The organism is Aquibaculum arenosum, from assembly GCF_029222965.1.
Taxonomy (GTDB): Bacteria; Pseudomonadota; Alphaproteobacteria; order Kiloniellales; family DSM-21159; genus Aquibaculum; species Aquibaculum arenosum.
Genome location: NZ_JARHUD010000003.1, coordinates 44769 through 65269 on the forward strand (window position 1 = coordinate 44769; position 20501 = coordinate 65269).

17 protein-coding genes are annotated in these 20501 nt (G+C 63.7%); 7 read left to right on the forward strand and 10 right to left on the reverse strand.

What is annotated here, in order from left to right; genetic code table 11:
* Positions 1–35 precede the first annotated feature (35 nt).
* On the forward strand, positions 36–212 hold the full coding sequence (locus P2G67_RS05290) for a PLDc N-terminal domain-containing protein (protein ID WP_275820767.1): 177 nt from the start codon (positions 36–38) through the stop codon (positions 210–212).
* A 36-nt stretch (positions 213–248) separates the two neighbouring features.
* Here P2G67_RS05290 and P2G67_RS05295 read toward each other — a convergent pair whose 3' ends face one another.
* The 8 genes from P2G67_RS05295 to P2G67_RS05330 form a co-directional block, all read right to left on the reverse strand.
* A complete protein-coding gene (locus P2G67_RS05295) occupies positions 249–1067 on the reverse strand; it encodes an ion transporter (protein ID WP_275820769.1) in 819 nt (272 codons plus the stop codon).
* 106 nt (positions 1068–1173) lie between these two features.
* Positions 1174–1866, reverse strand: coding sequence for a fumarylacetoacetate hydrolase family protein (locus P2G67_RS05300; protein WP_275820771.1), 693 nt, complete (start codon positions 1864–1866; stop codon positions 1174–1176).
* A 214-nt stretch (positions 1867–2080) separates the two neighbouring features.
* Positions 2081–3334 (reverse strand): NAD(P)/FAD-dependent oxidoreductase, encoded by a 1254-nt coding sequence (locus P2G67_RS05305; protein ID WP_322099642.1) that lies wholly within the window; start codon positions 3332–3334, stop codon positions 2081–2083.
* A complete protein-coding gene (locus P2G67_RS05310; protein ID WP_275820774.1) occupies positions 3334–4149 on the reverse strand; it encodes an ATP-binding cassette domain-containing protein in 816 nt (271 codons plus the stop codon). The genes P2G67_RS05305 and P2G67_RS05310 overlap by 1 nt, the downstream gene beginning before the upstream one ends.
* Complete coding sequence (locus tag P2G67_RS05315; RefSeq protein WP_275820776.1) at positions 4146–4985, reverse strand: ABC transporter ATP-binding protein; 840 nt, start codon at positions 4983–4985, stop codon at positions 4146–4148. The genes P2G67_RS05310 and P2G67_RS05315 overlap by 4 nt, the downstream gene beginning before the upstream one ends.
* A complete protein-coding gene (locus tag P2G67_RS05320) occupies positions 4982–5893 on the reverse strand; it encodes an ABC transporter permease (RefSeq protein WP_275820778.1) in 912 nt (303 codons plus the stop codon). Before P2G67_RS05320 ends, P2G67_RS05315 begins: the two co-directional genes overlap by 4 nt.
* A 3-nt stretch (positions 5894–5896) precedes the next feature.
* Positions 5897–6814: an ABC transporter permease gene (locus P2G67_RS05325; protein ID WP_275820780.1), complete on the reverse strand. Its 918-nt coding sequence runs from the start codon at positions 6812–6814 to the stop codon at positions 5897–5899.
* 102 nt (positions 6815–6916) lie between these two features.
* Positions 6917–8455, reverse strand: coding sequence for an ABC transporter substrate-binding protein (locus P2G67_RS05330; RefSeq protein WP_275820782.1), 1539 nt, complete (start codon positions 8453–8455; stop codon positions 6917–6919).
* A 130-nt stretch (positions 8456–8585) separates the two neighbouring features.
* On the opposite strand from P2G67_RS05330, the gene P2G67_RS05335 reads away from it, so the two are divergent.
* The 5 genes from P2G67_RS05335 to P2G67_RS05355 all read left to right on the forward strand — a co-directional run bounded on the left by P2G67_RS05335 (position 8586) and on the right by P2G67_RS05355 (position 15171).
* The gene (locus P2G67_RS05335) at positions 8586–9365 is read left to right on the forward strand and encodes an IclR family transcriptional regulator (RefSeq protein WP_275820784.1); all 780 of its coding nucleotides are present in this window, start codon (positions 8586–8588) and stop codon (positions 9363–9365) included.
* A gap of 20 nt (positions 9366–9385) precedes the next feature.
* Complete coding sequence (locus P2G67_RS05340) at positions 9386–10873, forward strand: M81 family metallopeptidase (RefSeq protein ID WP_275820786.1); 1488 nt, start codon at positions 9386–9388, stop codon at positions 10871–10873.
* Positions 10874–11107: 234 nt separating this feature from the next.
* Complete coding sequence (locus P2G67_RS05345; protein ID WP_275820787.1) at positions 11108–11905, forward strand: enoyl-CoA hydratase-related protein; 798 nt, start codon at positions 11108–11110, stop codon at positions 11903–11905.
* 5 nt (positions 11906–11910) lie between these two features.
* Entirely contained in the window at positions 11911–13071 is a 1161-nt protein-coding gene (locus tag P2G67_RS05350) for an acyl-CoA dehydrogenase family protein (RefSeq protein WP_275820790.1), read from the forward strand.
* Between the two features lie 12 nt (positions 13072–13083).
* A complete protein-coding gene (locus tag P2G67_RS05355; protein ID WP_275820792.1) occupies positions 13084–15171 on the forward strand; it encodes an acetate--CoA ligase family protein in 2088 nt (695 codons plus the stop codon).
* Position 15172: 1 nt separating this feature from the next.
* On the opposite strand, the gene P2G67_RS05360 is transcribed toward P2G67_RS05355, so the two are convergent.
* Entirely contained in the window at positions 15173–16681 is a 1509-nt protein-coding gene (locus P2G67_RS05360; RefSeq protein ID WP_275820794.1) for an AMP nucleosidase, read from the reverse strand.
* Positions 16682–16875: 194 nt separating this feature from the next.
* Here P2G67_RS05360 and secA point away from each other — a divergent pair, with 194 nt between their 5' ends.
* The gene (gene secA / locus P2G67_RS05365) at positions 16876–19626 is read left to right on the forward strand and encodes a preprotein translocase subunit SecA (protein WP_275820796.1); all 2751 of its coding nucleotides are present in this window, start codon (positions 16876–16878) and stop codon (positions 19624–19626) included.
* A gap of 88 nt (positions 19627–19714) precedes the next feature.
* Here the strand turns inward: secA and P2G67_RS05370 are convergent, their stop codons facing one another.
* Complete coding sequence (locus P2G67_RS05370; RefSeq protein WP_275820798.1) at positions 19715–20347, reverse strand: class I SAM-dependent DNA methyltransferase; 633 nt, start codon at positions 20345–20347, stop codon at positions 19715–19717.
* Positions 20348–20501: the final 154 nt, after the last annotated feature.

Below are 20501 nucleotides of genomic sequence, written 5' to 3' on the forward strand. Positions count from 1 at the left end.
GCAGCAATGCCACCACGACAAAGGATAAATGATCCATGGGTATCGAAGTCGGCCTGCTTGGCCTCATTCTCCTCGTATTGGTCGTCTACGCCATCATCAAGACCGTCGGCTCCTCCGCCTCGGCCATGGGCAAGGCGATCTGGATCGTGGTTCTGCTGGTCTTTCCTTTCGTCGGTTTCATCGCCTGGCTGATCTTCGGGCCACGCAGCTGACCTGAGACAGTCACACTACCGGCTGGGCGGCGGCGTTCACTCGCCGCGCTCGCCTTTCAGTTCAGCCACCTCCCGCCGCAGGCTGCGCAGTTCGCGCAGAATAGTCTCGGCGTCGGCGTGAACCTGTTCACGTTCGGCCTCCATTTCCGCTTGCTGCCCGGCCTGCATGGCATCGACGATGATGCCGATGAAGAGGTTGAGAACGGTAAAGGAGGTCATGAGGATGAAGGGCACGAAGAAGAGCCAAGCCAGGGGATAGGTCTCCATGACCGGCCGCACGATGCCCATCGACCAGGATTCCAGGGTCATGATCTGGAACAGCGTGTAGGCCGAGGCACCGATGGTCCCGAACCAGTCCGGGAAGCTGGCGGCGAACAGCTTGGTCGCCATCACCGCAAAGACATAGTAGAGCAGCCCCAGAAGCGCGACGATCGAACCCATGCCCGGGAGCGCCGCCAGCAATGCGCCCACCACCCGACGCATGGAAGGCACGGCCGAGATAAGGCGCAACACGCGCAGCACCCTGAGCGCTCGCAGCACCGAGAGGTTGCCCGTGGCCGGCACCAGGGCGACGGAGACCACGAGAAGATCGAAGAGGTTCCAGGGGTCGCGGTGGAAGCGGCGGCCGTAAACCAGGATCTTCATGGCCAGTTCCACCACAAAGACCGAGAGGATCAGCTTGTCCAGGGTCTGCAGCAGGCCGCCGGCCGCCGCCATGGCGCGCTCGCTGGTCTCCAGGCCCAGGGTGACGGCGTTGATGACGATCAAGGCCGTGATCACCTGCTGAAAGCGGCTACTTTCCACCAGGGTCTGCAATCGGCCGCGCAGACCCTCCTGCTTGTGCGTGTCTTGCATGCTTGTCCCTCTCCCGCTGCTGCGGAGCAGCAGATTGGGCAAGCCGCGGCCGGACGCAAGCGCTAGATGGTGTCTCGCGCCATCATAAAGCGCGGGAGCCGCTGCCTCAGACCATGCGCACGCTCAGGCGATCGATGTCGGCCCAGGTGCAGGTCATGGTCTGACCGCGCTCCACCGGCCCCACGCCGTCCGGCGTGCCGGTCATGATCAGGTCCCCCGGCTCCAGGCGCACCAGGCCGGAGAGGTAGGAGACGATCTCCGGCGTCTTCCAGATCATCAGCGAAATATCGCTGTCCTGTCGGGTCTCGCCGTCCACGGCCAGCGTGATCCGGCCGCTGTCCGGGTGACCGATGCGCGCCGCTGGATGAAGGGCCGTGCAGGGCGCAGACTGGTCGAAGCCCTTGGCCATGGCCCAGGGCCGGCGCATCTGTTTGGCCTCGTTCTGCATGTCGCGGCGCGTGAGATCGATGCCCAGGCCGTAGCCGAAAACGTGATCCAGCGCCCCCTCCACCGGAATGTCGACGCCTCCCTTCCCGATCGCCACCACCAACTCCAGTTCGAAGTGCAGGCTGCTGGTGGCCGGCGGATAAGCCACATCGCCGCCTTCCGGCACGATGGCATCGGCCGGCTTGGCAAAGAAGAAGGGCGGTTCGCGCTCCGGATCCCCGCCCATCTCATGGGCATGGGCCACGTAATTGCGCCCGACGCAGTAGATGCGCCGCACGGGGAAGAACTGCTCGCTGCCCGCAATAGGCAAATTTGGCTGCGCAGATGGCTCGAAGACGTAGCGTTGGGGCATGACCGACTCCTGAATTGGATGGGCCCGTTTGCGGAGATCCAGCAAACGCGTGAATCTGCTTTCCTCATTAAGAGGAGCCCTGTTTTGTGTGTTCAGTCCTACACCTTTCGTTCAGATTGACGGCAACCCGGTCTAACCTTAAAGCACCGTCCCATCCAGGTATCGCATCCGGTTTCGCCTGCGTGATTCTACTGAAGATGCACGGAGCCGAGAATCAGGATCGGAAGCGTGTGACGGCAAAGGGCGTTGGGTCGGCAAAAGGCTTCTCGCCTGTCACCAATTGCGCCAACAACAGACCTGAAACCGGACCCAATGTCAGCCCGTGATGAGCATGCCCGAAACAGAACCAAAGACCTTCCTGGCGCGGTGCGGGACCAATGATCGGCCGCATGTCGGGCAAGCAGGGTCTGCGCCCGAGCCATGGGTGAGGATCGAGACGCTCACCCAGTGCCGGCAACAAGTGACGCGCCCGTAGCTCTGCCCTATCGAGTTGGATGGTGTTGGGTGGAGCGTCAGGAGCGGCAAACTCGATCCCCGTCGTGAGCCTTATGCCGCGTGTCATCGGCGCAAGCACATAGCCCCCCTCCTCATCAAGGATCGGACGGCGCAAGGAGCTGCCATTCTCCAGCCCATAGTGCATGTGATAGCCGCGCTTGGTGATCAGCGGCACTCGATAGCCTAAACGCGAGGTAAGGTCGGCAGACCATGGCCCCATTGCGACAACTGCCCTTGGTGCCGACGCAGGACCATTCGTCGACTCTACCTGCCACAGGCCGTTCTCCTGAGAGAGCGTGGCTGCATCACCGCGCAGGAATGTCCCGCCCAACCGAACGAGGGCCGCTGCGTGGGCTTTGAGCAGCGCGCCAGGGTCAAGGACCGTCCAGGGATCGATCCAGTGAATGGCGGTTTCCACTGCTGTAGAGACACAGGGTTCCAGCGCCACAAGCCTCTCGCGCCCCAGTAAGAGGCCCGTGACGCTGTGCTTTCGAGCAGCATCGATACGCGCCTGAGCCTCATCGCGAGCCTGAGGAGAAAGAAGAGGCTCTACCCATCCCTCTTTGCGGATTAGCGCCTTCGCTTCGGCCACTTCCGCCAGTTCCTCGTGAGCCCGCAGACAGTCTTCGATCAACGGCAGTAGAGCGTCAGCTGAAGCGGACAAGCGGTCTTGCTGTGAATGCCACCAGTAACGGACAAGCCACAGCGCGATACGCGGCAAGTGCAGCAAGTCGTAGCGCATGTCCGAGCGCCGGTTCCGTGCATACCGCGCTAGCTTCCAGACCGAGCGCGGAAACGCATAAGGCACAAGCGTGGCGCGCTCCAGCAGGCCGGCATTTCCGAAGCTCGTCTCCTCGCCGGGATCCCGGCGGTCAACCAAAACGACCTCCATGCCGCGACGCTGGAGGTGCAGCGCAACTGCCGTTCCGACCGCACCGGCGCCCAGCACAAGCGCGTCAACTTGCAGCGCCATCACTTTTGCCCGGCTACTGGTTCCACATCGGCCATCTCCGGGATGACCAGTGCAGAGGCAAGGAGATTCTTCGTGTAGTCGGACTGAGGTCGCGAGAAGAGTCCGTCGACGTCCGCGATCTCGACAATTTTGCCCGCCTGCATCACGGCCACACGGTCGGCGATGTACTCCACAACGGCCAGATCATGGCTGATGAAGAGATAGGTCAGGTTCAGCTCAGCACGCAGCTCCATCAGAAGATTCAGGACCTGCGCCTGCACCGAAACGTCAAGCGCCGAGGTGGGCTCATCGCAGATCACTACTTCGGGCCGGGAAATCAGCGCCCGTCCTATTGCCACGCGTTGTCTTTGCCCTCCGGACATCTGCGATGGGTAGGCATCGAGCATACGCGCCGGCATGCGCAGTAGATCCAGCAACTCGCGCACCCGACGCAGCCGCTCCGCGCGGGAATGCCTCCCCTGAAGGATCAGCGGCATTTCGATGATCTGACGTACCGTTTTGCGAGGGTTGAGCGAGGAATAGGGATCCTGAAAAATTGGCTGCACCCGCTGGGTGAATTCCCGGCGGGGAAGCTTACGGATACTGCGCCCATCGAACAGAACATCACCTGCAGTTGGCTTGTCGAGGCCGAGCAGGATGCGTGACAGGGTGCTTTTGCCGGAACCCGATTCCCCTACGAGCGCCAGCACCTCCCCTTTGTGAAGGTCGAGGCTAACTCCATCCAGTGCATGGAGCAGGCGCGGTTGCGAAAATAGCCCACCACCAAGCTGGAAGACGCGGCTGACGTCGATCAACCGAAGCATGGCCTCGCTCACGCCGACGCCTCCTGTTCAGCGCCAAGCTTGTCCTTGCCCCATCGCTGGCCACGCCGTGGAATGCAGGAGAGCAGCGCGCGCGTGTAGGGATGACGAGGATGCACGAGGAGTTCGCGCATCGGTCCAGCATCTACAGTTTGTCCAGAGAACATAACTTGCACGCGGTGCGACACGCGGGCGACTACGCCAAGGTCATGGCTGATGAAGATCATTGCGAGGCCTCGTTCCCGCTGCAGGTCCGCCAGCAGATCGAGTATCTGTGCCTGCACTGTCACATCGAGCGCGGTCGTGGGTTCATCGGCGATGAGGAGGTCCGGATCGCACAGGAGCGCGATCGCAATCATCACGCGCTGGCGCAGCCCACCCGAAAGTTGATGGGGATACACCTTCATACGCTCGGCAGCGCGCGAGATTCCCACTCGAACCAGCAAATCTACCGCGCGCTCACGAGCTTCGCGACGTCCTGCGCGGCGATGGCGAAGGTAGGTCTCCGTCATTTGCCTACCGACTGTAAGTACCGGGTTCAGGGCCGTCATTGGCTCCTGAAAAATCATCGCGATGCGGTCACCGCGAAGATCGGCCATCTGGCGCTCAGTCCTGTGCAGCAGTTCGATACCGCAAAGCTCCATGGCATCGGCATCGACTTTTATGAAAGAGGGCAGCAGCCTCATCAGGGCGAGGGATGAAACCGACTTCCCACATCCTGACTCCCCGACAATGCCTAGCGTTTCTCCTCTGGCCACACTCAAATCGATGCCGCGCACCGCTTCGAGGGGGCCAGTGGGGGTTGGCACGGTCACGCACAGATTGCGCACGCTGAGGATAGGGCTGCTCATGCCTTGCCCTCCGGCGCCAGGACGTCGCGAACGCCATCACCTACCAAATTAATCCCTAGTACCAACAGGGCAATCGCTGCGCCGGGAAGCGCAATGAGGCGGCTGTCAAAGAAGATCATGCCCTTACCTTCCGCCACCATCAGTCCCCAAGAGGGAGTCGGCGGCTGCACGCCCAGTCCGAGAAAAGAGAGCGCAGATTCAAGCAGAATAGCATGCGCAATCTCCAACGAGCCGACAACCACCAACGGCCCCACAAGATTGGGCAGAAGTTCCCCCAAAAGGATGCGTGGCGTGCTGCATCCCATCGCCCGGGCGGCGACGACGAACTCCTGGGATCTCAACTGCATCGTCGCTGAACGCACGACAACCGCGAAGCGATCCCAGAGCAGCAGACTGAGCACGGCGACGACGATCCATAGCTTTCCGCCGAACAGGGAAACGGTCGCCAGCGCCACGAGCACCACCGGCAATGCCAGTCGTACGGAGACGAAGAAAGTCACAACGCTGTCGACTCGACCGCCATAGTAACCGGCGAGCAGCCCGAGAGCGGCGCCGATCAGACACGAGCCCAGCGCCGCACTGATACCGATCAGGAACGATATGCGCGCACCATAAAGGATACGCGAAAGATAGTCTCGTCCCAGCGCGTCAGTCCCAAACACGTGCTCCCACGTCCCATTTTCGGACCAGACTGCCGGCAGCAGTCGCTTCGTGAGATCCTGCGCATAGGGATCATGTGGGGCGATGAAGGGGGCGGCGAGGCCGCACAGCAGCACGATGAAGACGATCAGGCTGCCGATCGCAAGACCCCGATGATTGCGCGCCCGCCGCCACATGAGCTGACTCGGCGTCGGACGCAAGTCAGCAATTTGATTGCTCAGACCTTGCTCCAGAGACGGTGAGGACATTTTTCAGTTCATCCTGATGCGCGGATCGAGCCAGGCATTGATCACGTCGGCCAGGAAGGTGAGCCAAACATAGAGCATGGCGTAGATCAGTATGATTGCCTGGACCGTCGGGAAGTCGTTCCGGCTGATGCTCTCCCAGGCGAGCATGCCGATGCCGCGAATGCCGAAAACACTTTCGACCACGACTGATCCGCCGAGGATGAAGCCAAACTCTACAGCGGCGACGCTTATCACCGGCAGGATGGCATTGCGCAGGGCATGGCCGCCGAGTATCTGGACGGGCAACAGGCCCTTGGCCCTTGCAGTTCGAACGTAATCCGAACGCAATGCCTCGATCATACCCGCTCGGCACAGCCGCAGCATTGATGGAGCCGCATAGTATCCGAGCACCAGTGAGGGCAGTATGAAGTGCGCGAAGGTTGCGGAACCCGACACCGGCAACCAACGCAGTTCAACAGCGAAAAGAGAAATAAGCATCAAGCCGAGCCAGAAGCTGGGCGTGGCCTGTCCAATAGTGCCGATGGTGAGGGCAATGCGATCCGCCAGCCGGTTCTGACTCGTAGCGGCGAGGATGCCCAGCGGCACAGCCAGTACAAGGGCAACCAAGATTGCCAGCCCACCGAGCTTAAGCGTTGCCCGGAAACGTTCGGCAATCAATGAGACGACCGGGGTGCCAAAGTAGTAGCTATCGCCGAAGTCGCCCTGAACAACGTGCAGCAGCCACGAGCCATATTGGACAATAATTGGCCGGTCAAAGCCGAACCGGCGACGAATGACCTCCAGGTCTGCTTCCGTCGCGCCCTCTCCGGCAATAGCCAGCGCGGGATCGCCCGCCAGAAACATCAGTCCGAAGCAGATGCCGGATACCGCAAAGGCGACCATGATCGCGATTGCGAGACGACTCAGGATGAAGCGCAGCATCCGCTCCCTCTTTCCGGTTGATGGCAACGCAATCCTCGACGGGCGGCGGGCAGGAACGGCCGGGCGCGCTACCGCTTGCGCCCGGCTTAGCCCATCAAGTAATCAACGCCAGCTTGCGGAGTAGAATTTGGGCAGCTCGTCGGCAGAGGGCGTGAAATCGAGCCGACTATCGAAACTATAGTTCTTCGTATAGCTGAAGAGCGGTAGCCAGTAAGCTTGCTCCGCGATCATTCCCAGTGCCTGGGCGTAAGCCTCCTGGCGTTCCTCCGGATCGGAGGAAAGATCGCCCTTGCGGATGGCGGCTGTAACCTTCTCGTCATTGGCCGGATCATCAGGACCGCCGCCGAAGAAGTAGCTGGTGACCGCCGACACGTCGGGGATGGAGGAGGAACCCCAGGTCATGTTGGCAAGCGGCGCATTGCCCTGCCGGATCAGGTCGGCGAGTGCGGAGTATTGCATCCATCGCAGGTTGGTGTTTATGCCGACCTTTGCGAGATCACCTGCGATCGCTTCCGTCACCTCCCGGTCGCGATAGCCGTAGATGTCGACACTGAAACCCTCTGGGTAGCCAGCAGTCGCGAGGAGCGAGCGGGCCTTCTCTGGATCATAGTCATAGACCATGACGTCATCGGTGCATCCGAACTGGATGGGATGACAGGCCGCGTTCACCACTTCGCTGTTTTCGCCCAACAAAAAAGTGGCAATCTGTTCTCGGTCGATGGCATGCCCCACCGCGCGCCGGACATTCCGGTCGGTAAAGATGTCAGTACCGCTCGAGCCTTGGAGATCGAAGGTCAGATAGCTGATCCGCATGGTCGGCGCGTTCACCGTCGTGAGATGCGGGGCTTGCGACAGCGCGTCGCTCTGATCGTTGCTCAAGCCCCATACCCAATCTACTCCGCCGGTCATCAACTCGGCGATCTGGGTGGAGCCGTCAGAGAGGGTCCGATAGGTCATCGTCTCGATGGCCGGCCTCCCCTTCGGTCCATCGCCGAAATAGTCCTCGTTCGCCGTCATGACGATTCGCTCGCCGGCGCTGAAGTCCGTGACCTTGTAGGGGCCGGTACCATTGGGCGGAACCGATGAGTAGCGCTTCTGCCCCCCTGCGCCCTCTTCGGCAGAGTCGAAGTGGCCGTTCGGAAGGACCGGCAGGACCAGCGCAAGATAGGACTGAACAGCCGGGAACGGCTCATGAAGATTAAGACGGACGGTGTTCTCGCCGACGGCCTCGGCACTCTTGAGCCATCGGATGTCACCGTAGTTCAAGACCCCGTTGGCCTCGTCAGCAATGAAATTGAAGGTGTAAACCACATCCTCGGCTCCGAAGCTGCTGCCGTCATGAAAGACGACGTCATCTCGCAGATCGAACTCCAGCGTGACCGCGTCGACCTGTCGAAAGCTCGTTGCCAGCAGAGGCAGAAACGCCTCGGCTTCCTGGTCCCAGTAGATCAGCCCGTCATAGACATGCTGGGCGAGGACCACGGCTTCCCGAGACGTATCGTAGTAGGTGTCGACCGCCGTGACTTCCCTATCGGACGCCCAAACGAGGCTGTTGACTTCCGGCGCTGCTGCAGCGGGTAGGGCGAGCGCTCCCAAGAATCCCAGAGCCGCCGTGGCCCCAAGTGAAAAACGCAATGTCATGATCTGGCTCCCTGCTTAACTCACCGTTTATTGATCAGCGCGATCAAATAGTGATTGCTTAGGGCATTATTTAACGTAAAAGGAGCTGCGCCTGTCAAGCCCGGCGCGACTGCTGGTGAAGGAGACACCAATGTCCAAGACTGCGCGCCCTGGAAAGCTGGCTTCCACGCTGGAGCGGGGCATGCGGGTGCTGAGCCTTTTTCGAGAGAACCATCATCCGCTAAGTTTGAGCGAGATCGCAGTGCGGGCGGGGCTCGAGAGAAGTGCCGCACAGCGGCTCTCCTACACGCTACATTCGCTAGGCTATCTCGAACGAGACGAGTCAACCCGCCGCTACCGCCCCGGCATGCGGATGCTCGACCTCGCCTACGCCTACCTCATCCATGATCGATTGCTTGAACGCGCCACGCCTATGTTGGTCGAGGCCAGCCGGGCTCTGGGGACAACCGTCAACCTCAGCGTTCTTGACGGGCACGAGATTATCTACAAGGCGCGCATTCCCCACTCTAGCCTAGCATATGATGCTACGCTCATCGGCGTGCGCCAGCCAGCGGTGGTAACTGCCGCCGGCCTTGTCATCTTCGCTTTCTTGCCCGACTCGGTACTGGAAGAGACGCTTGCGCAGGGCATGCCCGCCCCCGTGACGCCCAGCACACTGCGTGATCCAGAACTCGTTCGCGCGCGGGTCGCCCGGGCCCGTGAGGACGGCTACACGATCTCGATGGACCAGCTGCTGGTGCAGGAGATCGTCGTGGCCGCGCCCATTCTGGGACCAGGCCGCAGCGCCATCGCGGCGGTCAGCATGCCTGTCTACAAGCCAGACTGGGATGAAGAGCGAGCGCGAGAAGAGATCGTCCCCGTTATCACAGAGACGACGCGCACCATATCCTCGGCCTTTCTCCATCTTTGATTGCAACGGAGCAGATACACATGACCTTTCGGGTTCTGGCGTCGATGATCGGGCACGAATCCAATGTGCTCTCTGTATTGCCCACGGAGATAGAGGCCTTCAGAGACAACATCCTCTTCGAGAACGATGCGGTCATGCCGACGCTTGCCGGCACGGCGACAGAATTTGCTGGATTGGCACAGGCTGTGGAAGCCTATGGCTGGCACCTTCGCACGCCGATTGCTGCCTGGGCGACCCCAGGCGGGCGCGTTTCGAACGATGCCTGGCAGACGCTTTCCGCGAAATTGCTCGATGGATGCAAGACAACGTTGGCGGAAGGTAACCTCGACGGCATTCTGCTATTTCTGCACGGCGCCATGGCAACCGAGTACAGCGATGACGCTGAAGGCGATCTGCTGCGGGAAATCAGAGAGGTCGTACCGGCCAAGGTAAAAATCGCTGTCACGATCGACCTTCACGCAAATGTTACCGAGGAAATGTGCCGACATGCGGACATTCTGTGTGCCTATCGGACATACCCGCATATCGACCAAGCACAAACTGCGCGGCGAGCGGCAGCACTTCTTGAACAAGCGATGCGGGGCAGCATTTCGCCGCGCATCGCATTCGCCGCTTCCGGCTATCGCACCGGGCTGGATGATGGCCGTACCACGACCCCGGACAGTGTCATGGGGCGTGCCCTCGCCATGGCCGAGGCGGCAGAGCGGGCTGAACACGGCGTGCTATCGGTGAGCTTGCAAGCTGGTTTCGGGTTTTCGAACCTTCCCGAGGCCGGCCCGTCAGTTGCCGTCACCTACGACGCCAGCACGCAGGACAAGGCTGAGGAAGTGCTGGAACGCTTTGCGCGTTTCATACGGGACACCCAACATGAAAGCAGCTGCCGCTTCCTCTCTTGCCAGGAACTGGTCAGCCACCTCCGGACCAAGAATGGCCAAACTGGTCCGATTGTGATCGCCGACTACTCCGACAATCCCGGCGGAGGCGCCTATGGCGATTCGACCATCCTGTTGGAAGCTCTGCTGGCCGCGGATGTCGGCCGAGGTGCGCTGGCGACGATTTACGATCCCGAAGCCGTTCGCATCCTTTCTGCGCACGAGATGGGCGATGAGGTCACACTGAAGATCGGCGGTAAGATCGACCCGCGCTTCGGCGCGCCGCTAAATGTGACGGGGACACTCCTCCACCGGACCGATGGGCGCTTCGTCGCCGGTGGGCCACGGTGGCGGGGAATCACAATGAATCTGGGGCCAAGTGCTGTTCTGCGCGTCGGCCGCATCGATATCCTGATCGTTTCCAACCGTCTCCAGTGCACCGAGGTCGAAGCATTCACCCACGCGGGTATCGAGCCAACCCAGCTCGACTTTGTCGTAGTCAAGTCCATGCAGCATTTTCGCGCCGCTTTCGATCCGATAGCGACGGAAACCCTGGTTGTCGACGCTGGCGCCCTTTGTAGCGACGCGCGTATTCCCCAGCCAGCCACCGCTAGAGATGAAAGCAATCAAGCTTGATACTCAGAGCGCTTTCGGCGCATCTCTGCCAAACAAAGCGGGCAGTGACTTCCATTCGCCTTACCGGTTCTGGCGATAACCATGGATTCCTTTCCTCTTTCAGTAGCTGCATCCGCTCCTGAACTAATCAGGTCGAATGGTGACCTTCTAGTGCAAGCTGGACTCATCAGGAAGAATTACATCGACGACACCTGACACTGCCGCGGAGGCGGCATTTCAAACTCGGAGCGCCCCATGACCGACGCCGTCAGACTCGAACGCCGCGGGCGGGTCCTCGAGATCACGCTTGACCGGCCTAAGGTAAACGCCATCGACCGGGCCACCTCCATCGCACTGGGTGAAGCCTTCGTGCTGCTGCGTGACGATCCGGAGCTGCGCTGCGGCATCGTCACCGCCGCCGGTGACCGCATCTTCTCGGCCGGCTGGGACCTCAAGGCCGCCAACGAGGAGGAAGAGGTCGGCCGCTGGTGGCATATCGACTACGGCCCGGGCAGCTTCGCCGGCATCACCGAGCTCTGGGACCTGAACAAGCCGGTGATCTGCGCCATCAACGGGCTCTGTCTCGGCGGCGGCCTGGAACTGGCGATCGCCTGCGACCTGCTGATCGCCGGCGAGCACGTGGAGTTCGCCCTGCCGGAGCTGCCGCTGGGCATCATCCCGGACAGCGGCGGCGTGCAGCGGGTGCCGCGCCGCCTGCCCTACAACATCGCCATGGAGATGCTGCTGCTGGGCCGGCGCATGCCGGCGGCCGAGGCGCTGCATCACGGCATGATCAACGCGGTGGTGCCCAAGGATCAGCCGCTGGAGAAGGCCCGCGAATGGGCTGAGCAGATCGCCTCGGGCGCGCCGCTCACCGTGCAGGCGATCAAGGCGATTCTGCGCGAGTGCGAAACCCTGTCCATACGCCAGTCCTTCGAGCTGCTGCGCAGCGGCGAGCTGGAGGCTTTCGAAAAGTCGGTGGACTCCGAAGACGCGAAAGAGGGCGTGCGCGCCTTCTCCGAAAAGCGCCCGGCCGACTTCAAGGGACGGTAACAGACATGGATTTCGCCCTCAGCGGAGAGCAGAACATGCTCGTCGAGTCCGTTCGCGCCTTTTGCGAGCGGGAGCTCTATCCCCACGAGGAGTTGGTCGAGCAGAGCGACGAGGTGCCGCCGGAGCTGGCGCAGGAGATCCGCGACAAGGCGCTCAAGGCCGGCTTCTATGCCGCCAACATGCCCGAGGATCTCGGCGGCGGCGGCCTGGACGCGGTGGAGCTGGCGCTCTTCGAGCGCGAGCTCGGCCGGCCCAACTACGCCCTGCAGTCCTTCGTCGTGCGCCCCAGCAACATCCTGCAGGGTTGCGAGGGTGACCAGCGCGAGCGCTACCTGCTGCCCGCCATTCGCGGCGAGCGCATGGACTGCCTGGCCATGACCGAGCCCGGCGCCGGCTCCGACGTGCGCGGCATGTCGACCCGGGCCGTGCGCGACGGCGACGACTGGGTCGTCAACGGCCAGAAGCACTTCATCAGCCACGCCGACGTGGCCGACTTCTGCATCCTCTTCGCGGTCACCGGCGAGGAGGAAACGCTGCGCGGCCCACGCAAGCGCATCTCCTCCTTCCTGGTGGACCATGACACGCCCGGCCTCGAGGTCCGCCCCGGCCCGCGCCCGGTCTCCCATCGCGGCTACAAGAACTGCGAGCTCTACTTCACCGACTGCCGCATTCCCGGCTCGGCCCTGCTGGGCGAGGAAGGCAAGGGCTTCGAACTGGCCAACACCTGGCTCGGCGCTTCGCGCCTAACCGTGGCCACCATGTGCGTCGGCCGCGCCCAGCGGGTCATGGACCTGGCAGTGGACTGGGCCGCCCAGCGCAAGCAGTTCGGCCAGCCCATCGGGCGCAACCAAGGCGTCGGCTTCAAGCTGGCCGACATGGCGACCGACATCCGCGCTGCGGAACTGCTCACCCTCATGGCTGCCTGGAACCACGGCCAGGGTCGCATGACCGACCAGGATGCCGCCATGGCCAAGGTCTTTGCCTCCGAGATGCTGGCCCGGGTCACCGACGAGGCAGTGCAGATCTACGGCGGCATGGGCCTGATGGACTCTCTGCCGCTTGAGCGCTTCTGGCGCGACGCGCGCATCGAGCGCATCTGGGACGGGACCAGCGAGATCCAGCGCCACATCATCGCCCGCAGCCTGCTGCGCCCGCTGGGGGCGTAGAGGCCGGCGCCCATGACCCGCGCCTCCCTTCGCCGCCTGCTGCAGCCGCGCTCCATCGCCTTCATCGGCGGTCGGCACGCCGAGCTCGCGCTGCGCCAGTCACGCGCCATCGGCTATGACGGCGCCGTCTGGCCGGTGAACCCCAAGCGCGAGAGCCTCGGCGGCATCGCCTGCTACCCCTCGATTGCCGCCCTGCCCGAGGCACCGGACGCGGCGCTCGTGGCCGTACCGGCGGCGCCGACGGTCGACGTGGTGCGAGAGTTGAACGACGCCGGCGCCGGCGGGGCCGTCTGCTTCGCCACAGGCTTCGCCGAGGTCGGCGGTCAGGGCCTTCACCTGCAGCAGGCACTCAGAGAAGCGGCCGGCGACATGGCGTTGGTCGGGCCCAATTGCACCGGCCTCCTCAACTACCTGGACGGCGCGGCCCTCTGGCCCGACGAGCAGGGCGGCGAGCGATGCTCACGCGGGGCCGCGATCCTCAGCCAGTCGGGCAACGTGGCGATCAATCTCACCATGCAGGAGCGCTCCCTGCCGCTGTCCTATGTCATCAGCCTGGGCAATCAGGCGGGGCTCGGCATCGCCGACTATATTGAGGGCCTGCTGGAGGATCCGCGGGTCACCGCCATCGGGCTCTACCTGGAGCAGCTACACGACGTCCCCGCCTTCGCCAGTGCGGCGCGCCAGGCCCTGGAGAAGGGCGTGCCGCTGGTGGTTCTGAAGCTGGGCGCCTCCGAGTCCGGCGCGCGCTCGGTGATGAGTCATACCTCCGCACTGGCCGGCTCCGACGCCCTCTACCAGGCGCTGTTCGAGCGGAGTGGCGTGGTGCGGGTCGACAGCCCGGCGTCGCTGCTGGAGACGCTGAAGCTCTTCACCGTCTCCGGCATTCCCGCCGGCCGCCGGCTCATCTCGCTCTCCTGCTCCGGCGGGGAGGCCGCGCTGGTGGGCGACGTGGTGGAGGCGCGCTCGTTGCCGCTCGAGTTTCCGCAGCCGGACGCCGCCAGGGCGGCGCGACTGTCCGAACTGCTCCGCGTCCCCGCGGCAGCGGTTGCCAATCCCTTCGACTACAACACGGCCCACTGGGGCGATGCCGCCGCGCTGGAGCCGGCCTTTGCCGAGTCGCTGGAGGCGGTCGACATGGGCCTGCTGCTGCTTGACTACCCGCGCGCCGGCCGCGGCGACCCCGCCGCCTGGGAAGCCAGCGAACAGGCCTTCATCGCCGCCAGCCGCGGTCGCAACCAGGTCGCCGCCATCGCCTCGACCCTGGCCGAAAGCCTGCCCGCGCCCGTGCGCGAACGACTGGTGGCTGCGGGTATCGCGCCGCTCCAGGGACTGAGCGAGGCCCTTACGGCCCTGGCCGCCGCCGGAGACTACGGCGCGCGCCGCCCTGCCCTGCTTGCCGAACCGGCAGCACCGCCTCTGCCCGCAGCGCCGCTGACGGCAGAAGGCCGGCTTTTGAATGAAGCGGAGGGCAAGGCCTGCCTGGCCGGCTATGGCCTGAGCGTGCCGGAAAGCCGCGTGGTTCCGGCAAGCGAGGTCGTGGCCACCGCCGAAGCGCTCGGCGGGCCGCTGGTGCTGAAGGCGGTGCACCCCGCGCTGGCCCACAAGACCGAGGCCGGCGCCGTGGCCCTGAATCTGCGAACGAAGGACGAGGTCGCGGAAGCGCTCGCCGCGATGCGCGATCGCTTGGCAGGCGGCCCGGCGAGCGATGCTGCCTTCCTGGTCGAGCGCATGGTCGAGGACAGCGTGGCCGAGGTGATCCTGGGCCTGCAGGTCTCGCCCCCCTTCGGCCCGTCGCTGCTGCTCGGCTCCGGCGGCATCCTGGCGGAACTGGTGGGCGACAGCGTCAGCCTCCTGCTGCCCACCAGCCAGGCCGCGGTCCGCGAGGCGCTGGCCAGACTGAAGGTGAGCCGCCTGCTCAACGGCTGGCGCGGCCGCCCGGCAGGCGACGTCGAGGCCCTCGTGCAAGCCGCCATGGCGCTCGCCCGTTTTGCGGAGGCCGAAGCAGACCGTCTATTGGAGTGCGACATCAACCCGCTGCTGGTCCGCCCCGAGGGACAGGGCGCGGTGGCGGCGGACGTGTTGCTGCGACTGGGTTCCTGAACTACTGAAACGCCACCTCGGCGAAGCTTCTCAGCTTGCGCGAATGCAGGCGCTCGCGTTCTTGGCAGCGCAGGCGTTCCATGGCCTTCAGGCCGATCTCCAGATGCTGGCCCACCCGCTCGCGGTAGAACTCGCCCGCCATGCCCGGCAGCTTGATCTCCCCGTGCAGCGGCTTGTCCGAGACGCAGAGCAGCGTGCCGTAGGGGACGCGAAAGCGGAAGCCATTGGCCGCAATCGCCGCCGATTCCATGTCCAGGGCGATGGCGCGCGACTGCGACAGTCGGCGGAGGATCGCATCGTAGTCGCCCAGCTCCCAGTTGCGGTTGTCGACGCTGGCCACCGTGCCGGTGCGCATCACCCGCTTCAGGTCGTAGCCAGCCAGACCGGTCACCTCGACCACCGCCTGCTCCAGCGCCACCTGCATCTCGGCCAGCGCCGGGATCGGCACCCAGAGAGGCAGTTCCTCGTCCAGGACGTGGTCTTCGCGGACATAACCGTGGGCCAGCACATAGTCGCCGAGTTGTTGCGTATTCCGCAGCCCGGCGCAGTGCCCCAGCATCAGCCAAGCGTGCGGGCGCAGCACCGCGATGTGGTCGGTGATGGTGCGTGCGTTGGAGGGGCCGACGCCCACATTGACCATGGTAATCCCGCCGTGGTCCGGGGCCACCAGATGATAGGCCGGCATCTGCGGCAGGCGTTCCGGCGGCTCCGGCGCGCGCGCAGTTTCACCAAAGCGCGCGTTGCGCGTGACCACCTCGCCCGGCTCCACAAAGGCATCGTATTCCGGATGGCCGGCCGCCATGCGCTCGCGGCCCATCCGCACGAAGGCGTCGATGTAGAACTGGTAGTTGGTGAAGATCACCAGGTTCTGGAAATGCCGCGGCATGGTGCCGGTGTAGTGGGACAGGCGGTGCAGGGAGTAGTCGATCCGCCCGGCCCGGAAGAGGGCGAGAGGCTCGGGCGCACCCGCCGTCTGGATCAGGGTGCCGTTGGCGATGGCGTCGTCCATCGTCCCCAGGTCCGGCGTATCGAAGAGGTCGCGCAGCGGCGGCTCGATCACGGCGGCGCGGCGCAACCCCGCCGTTTCCAGGCTGACGTCGCGCTTGTAGGCGAAATGGACGGGAATCGGCTCGCTGGATTCGCCCACCGTCAGCGGCAGGCCGTGGTTGCGCAGCAACAGCTCGAGCTGTTCGCGGAGATAGGGAGCAAAGAGATCAGGCCGCGTGATCGTCGTCTCGTAGATGCCGGGTCCGTGCACGAAGCCATAGGACAAGCGCGAATCGAGCCGTGAATGGCTGGTCGCCGCCACGCGGATGAAGGGATAGGTCGCGCGCACACGCTGGGCCGGCGGATCGCCCTGCAGGTAGCGCTCGAAGTGGTGGCGCAGGAAGGCCGTGTTGCGCTCGTAGATCCGCTCGATCTGCGCCAATGCCTGCTCGACATCCGTAAAATCGGCCGTTTCCAGCGGTTCGGGTGCAATGTCGCCGTTTGCTGTATCGTTCCAGGTCATGGGGTCGAGCTTTCACCCTTGCTGTGGCAAGTCAAGGAGCAAGGACGTGCGGAAAAGGGTGCCCCAGCCCGAGCCATTCACCCATCGCGCGTTGACTTGAGCGGGGTCGACCCATATTTCTCAGGCACGGTCCCCATGCCGTACCTGCGCGCCGGCCGCGCGGCGGCTTCTTTCCAGTCCGTATCGAGGGATTCATGTTCAGCGCGATTGCAAAGCGCGTTTTTGGTTCTGCCAACGATCGCTTCATCAAGTCGCTGCGCCGCGAGGTGGCAGCGATCAATGCCCTGGAACCCGAGCTGGAAAAGCTGGACGACGCGGCGCTTGCCGCCCGCACCCAGCAGTTCCGCGAGCGCCTGGACAAGGGCGAGAGCCTGGACGACCTGATGGCCGAGGCTTTCGCGACAGTCCGTGAGGCCGCCAAGCGCACCCTGGGTCAGCGTCACTTCGACGTCCAGCTGATCGGCGGCATGGTCCTGCACCGCGGCCAGATCGCGGAGATGAAGACCGGTGAAGGCAAGACCCTGGTGGCCACTCTGGCCGTGTACCTCAATGCCTTGGCCGGCAAGGGTGTTCACGTCATCACGGTGAACGACTACCTGGCCAAGCGCGACGCCGAGTGGATGGGGCAGATCTACCGCTTCCTCGGCCTGACAGTAGGCACCATCGTGCACGGCCTGCCCGACCCTGTGCGCCGCGAGCAGTACGCCTGCGACGTGACCTATGGCACCAACAACGAGTTCGGCTTCGACTACCTGCGCGACAACATGAAGTATCGCCTGGAGGACATGGTCCAGCGCGACTTCAACTTCGCCATCGTCGACGAGGTCGATTCGATCCTCATCGACGAAAGCCGTACGCCGCTCATCATCTCCGGTCCGGCGGAGGACTCCAGCCAGCACTACCGAGCAATGGACCAGGTCCTTCCGTACCTCACCGAGGAGCACTACGAGAAGGACGAGAAGCTGCGCGCGGTCACGTTGACCGATGCCGGGGTGGAGAAGGTCGAAGAGGTTTTACGCGAACTGGGGCTGATGGAGAGCGGCGGCCTCTACGACATCCAGAACGTCTCTCTGCTGCACCACGTGACCCAGGCGCTGCGCGCCCACAAGCTCTTCGCCCGCGATACGGACTACATCGTCAAGGATGACAAGGTGGTCATCATCGACGAGTTCACCGGGCGCATGATGGAAGGCCGGCGCTACTCCGAGGGCCTGCACCAGGCACTCGAGGCAAAGGAAGGCGTGACGATCCAGCAGGAAAACCAAACGCTGGCCTCGATCACCTTCCAGAACTACTTCCGCCTCTATCCCAAGCTGGCGGGCATGACCGGCACCGCCATGACCGAGGCCTCCGAGTTCGCCGACATCTACAGCCTCGAGGTCGTGGAGATCCCCACGAACGTCGCCGTGGCCCGTGTCGACAACGACGACGAGGTCTACCGCTCGCAGCGGGAAAAGTACGACGCCATCATCGAGCAGATCGAGGACTGCCGCCAACGCGGCCAGCCGGTGCTGGTGGGCACGGTCTCCATCGAGAAATCGGAATTCCTGGCGAACCTGCTCCAGCAGAAGAAGATTCCGCACCACGTGCTGAACGCTCGCTATCACGAGCAGGAAGCCTACATCATCGCGCAGGCCGGCGCCCCGGGGGCGGTGACCATCGCCACCAACATGGCCGGGCGCGGCACCGACATTCAGCTCGGTGGCAACGTCGAGATGCGCGTGGCCCAGGAGTCGGGCGACATCGTCGACGACACGGCTCGAGCCAAACGCGAAGCGGAAATCCGCGCTGAGGTGGAGAAGAACCGCGAGATCGTGCTGCAGGCCGGCGGTCTCTTCGTGCTCGGCACCGAGCGCCACGAAAGCCGGCGCATCGACAACCAGCTGCGAGGCCGCTCCGGGCGTCAGGGCGACCCCGGTGCCTCCAAGTTCTTCCTCTCGCTGGAAGACGACCTCATGCGCATCTTCGGCTCCGAGCGCATGGACACCATGCTGCGGCGCCTGGGCCTGAAGGAGGGTGAGGCCATCGTGCACCCCTGGGTCAACAAGGCCCTGGAAAAGGCGCAGCAGAAGGTCGAAGCCCGCAACTACGACATCCGCAAGAACCTCCTCAAGTACGACGACGTGATGAACGACCAGCGCAAGGTCGTCTTCGAACAGCGCAAGGAGATGATGCGGGCCGAGGATGTGCGCGACACCGTGCTCTCCATGCGCGCCGAGGTGCTGGAAGACATGGTCGCCCGCTTTATTCCGGCCAAGGCCTATGCCGAGCAGTGGGAGGTCGATTCCCTGCACGAGGAAGCGCGGCGCGTCTTCGGTCTCGACCTGCCGATCAAGGACTGGGCCCAGGAGGAGGGGATCGCCGATCAGGAGATTCTGGACCGCCTGCGCCAGGCCATCGATGCCCGCATGGCCGAGAAGGACGAGAACTTCGGTCCGGAGATCATGCGTGCGGCAGAAAAGCAGATCCTGTTGGCCGTCCTCGACAAGCAGTGGAAGGAGCACCTGCTGGCGCTCGATCACCTGCGTCACGGCATCGGCCTGCGCGCCTACGGACAGCGCGATCCGCTGAACGAATACAAGCGCGAAGCCTTCGAGATGTTCGAGACCATGCTCTCGCGGGTGCGCGAAGAGGTGACGCTGCTGCTCTCCCATGTGCAGATCCGCGGGCCCGAAGCACCGAACGTGCCGCGCCCGCAACAGGAGATGCATGAAGGCCGCCAGGATCCGGCCCTGGCTGGCGCCGAGGGGGAAGCTGCAGCGGGCGCGAGTGCCGGTCCCGAAGCAGCCCCGGCGCATCCAGCGGTCCAGCCCAGCGTCAACCGCTCTCCCGAGGCCGCCTTCGATCCGGAAGACCCGGCCACATGGGGCCGCATCGGGCGCAACGCTCCCTGCCCCTGCGGCTCGGGCAAGAAGTACAAGCACTGCCACGGCAGCCTGGCCTGACCGGGGGCACACGCTACTTCAGCCGAATAAAAAAAACCTCCCGAGCCGAGGGCTTCCGGGAGGTTTTTCTTTGGGTGGGAGTGGATCTTTATCGAACCCTCAGCGCCAGGGCGCGACTGGGCACGGTGTCGGCCCGGCCAGGCATGGAGACGTAGCTCGGGGTTTCCTCCAGCACTTCCCAGACGCCTGCGCGCGCCTGTTCGGCGACCCGGGCGGCAAAGCCGTCCTCCCAGAGACGATCCTTGACCGTAAGCACGATGACGCCCCCCGGGCGCACCACGCGTGCCAGCTCGTCCAGGCCCTCGGCGCCCACGTGCCCAACGGTGAAGACTCCGGCGCAGACGACTCCGGCAAAATGGTCGCTTTCAAGTGGCAGCGACTGGCCCATGGCGGCACGGTGCAGGCGGTCGTAGACGCCCTTGCGGTGCGCGACTTCCAGCATTCCCTCGGAGATGTCCAGCGCCTCAGCGCTGCTATAGCCGACAATCTTGAGCCATTCCCCGATCAAGCCGGTGCCGGCACCGGCATCGAGAATCGGTCCCTCGCCCACGGGTAGATGACGGCACAGCAGGGCAAGACAAATGGTTGGATGACGATATCCCAGTGATGCCATCTCCCCGTCATAGTTCTCGGCCCACTCGTCATACTTGCGCGCAACATCATCGGGGCTGGTCGCGCTGTATACCGTGTCAAGACTCTCCGCTTTTCGCGCGGTTACCATGCGAAACTCCTCATCGGTATGGGATGGCTATTGATAGCCTCTGTGCCCTGTAATGCAAAGCGTTGGCGGATATCCTCACCTTTGCGTCGCTGCACGAGGCTGCATTTCCGGACCTCCAGTGATAGCGTCCGCCGACCCTGAGACGGAACGCGAG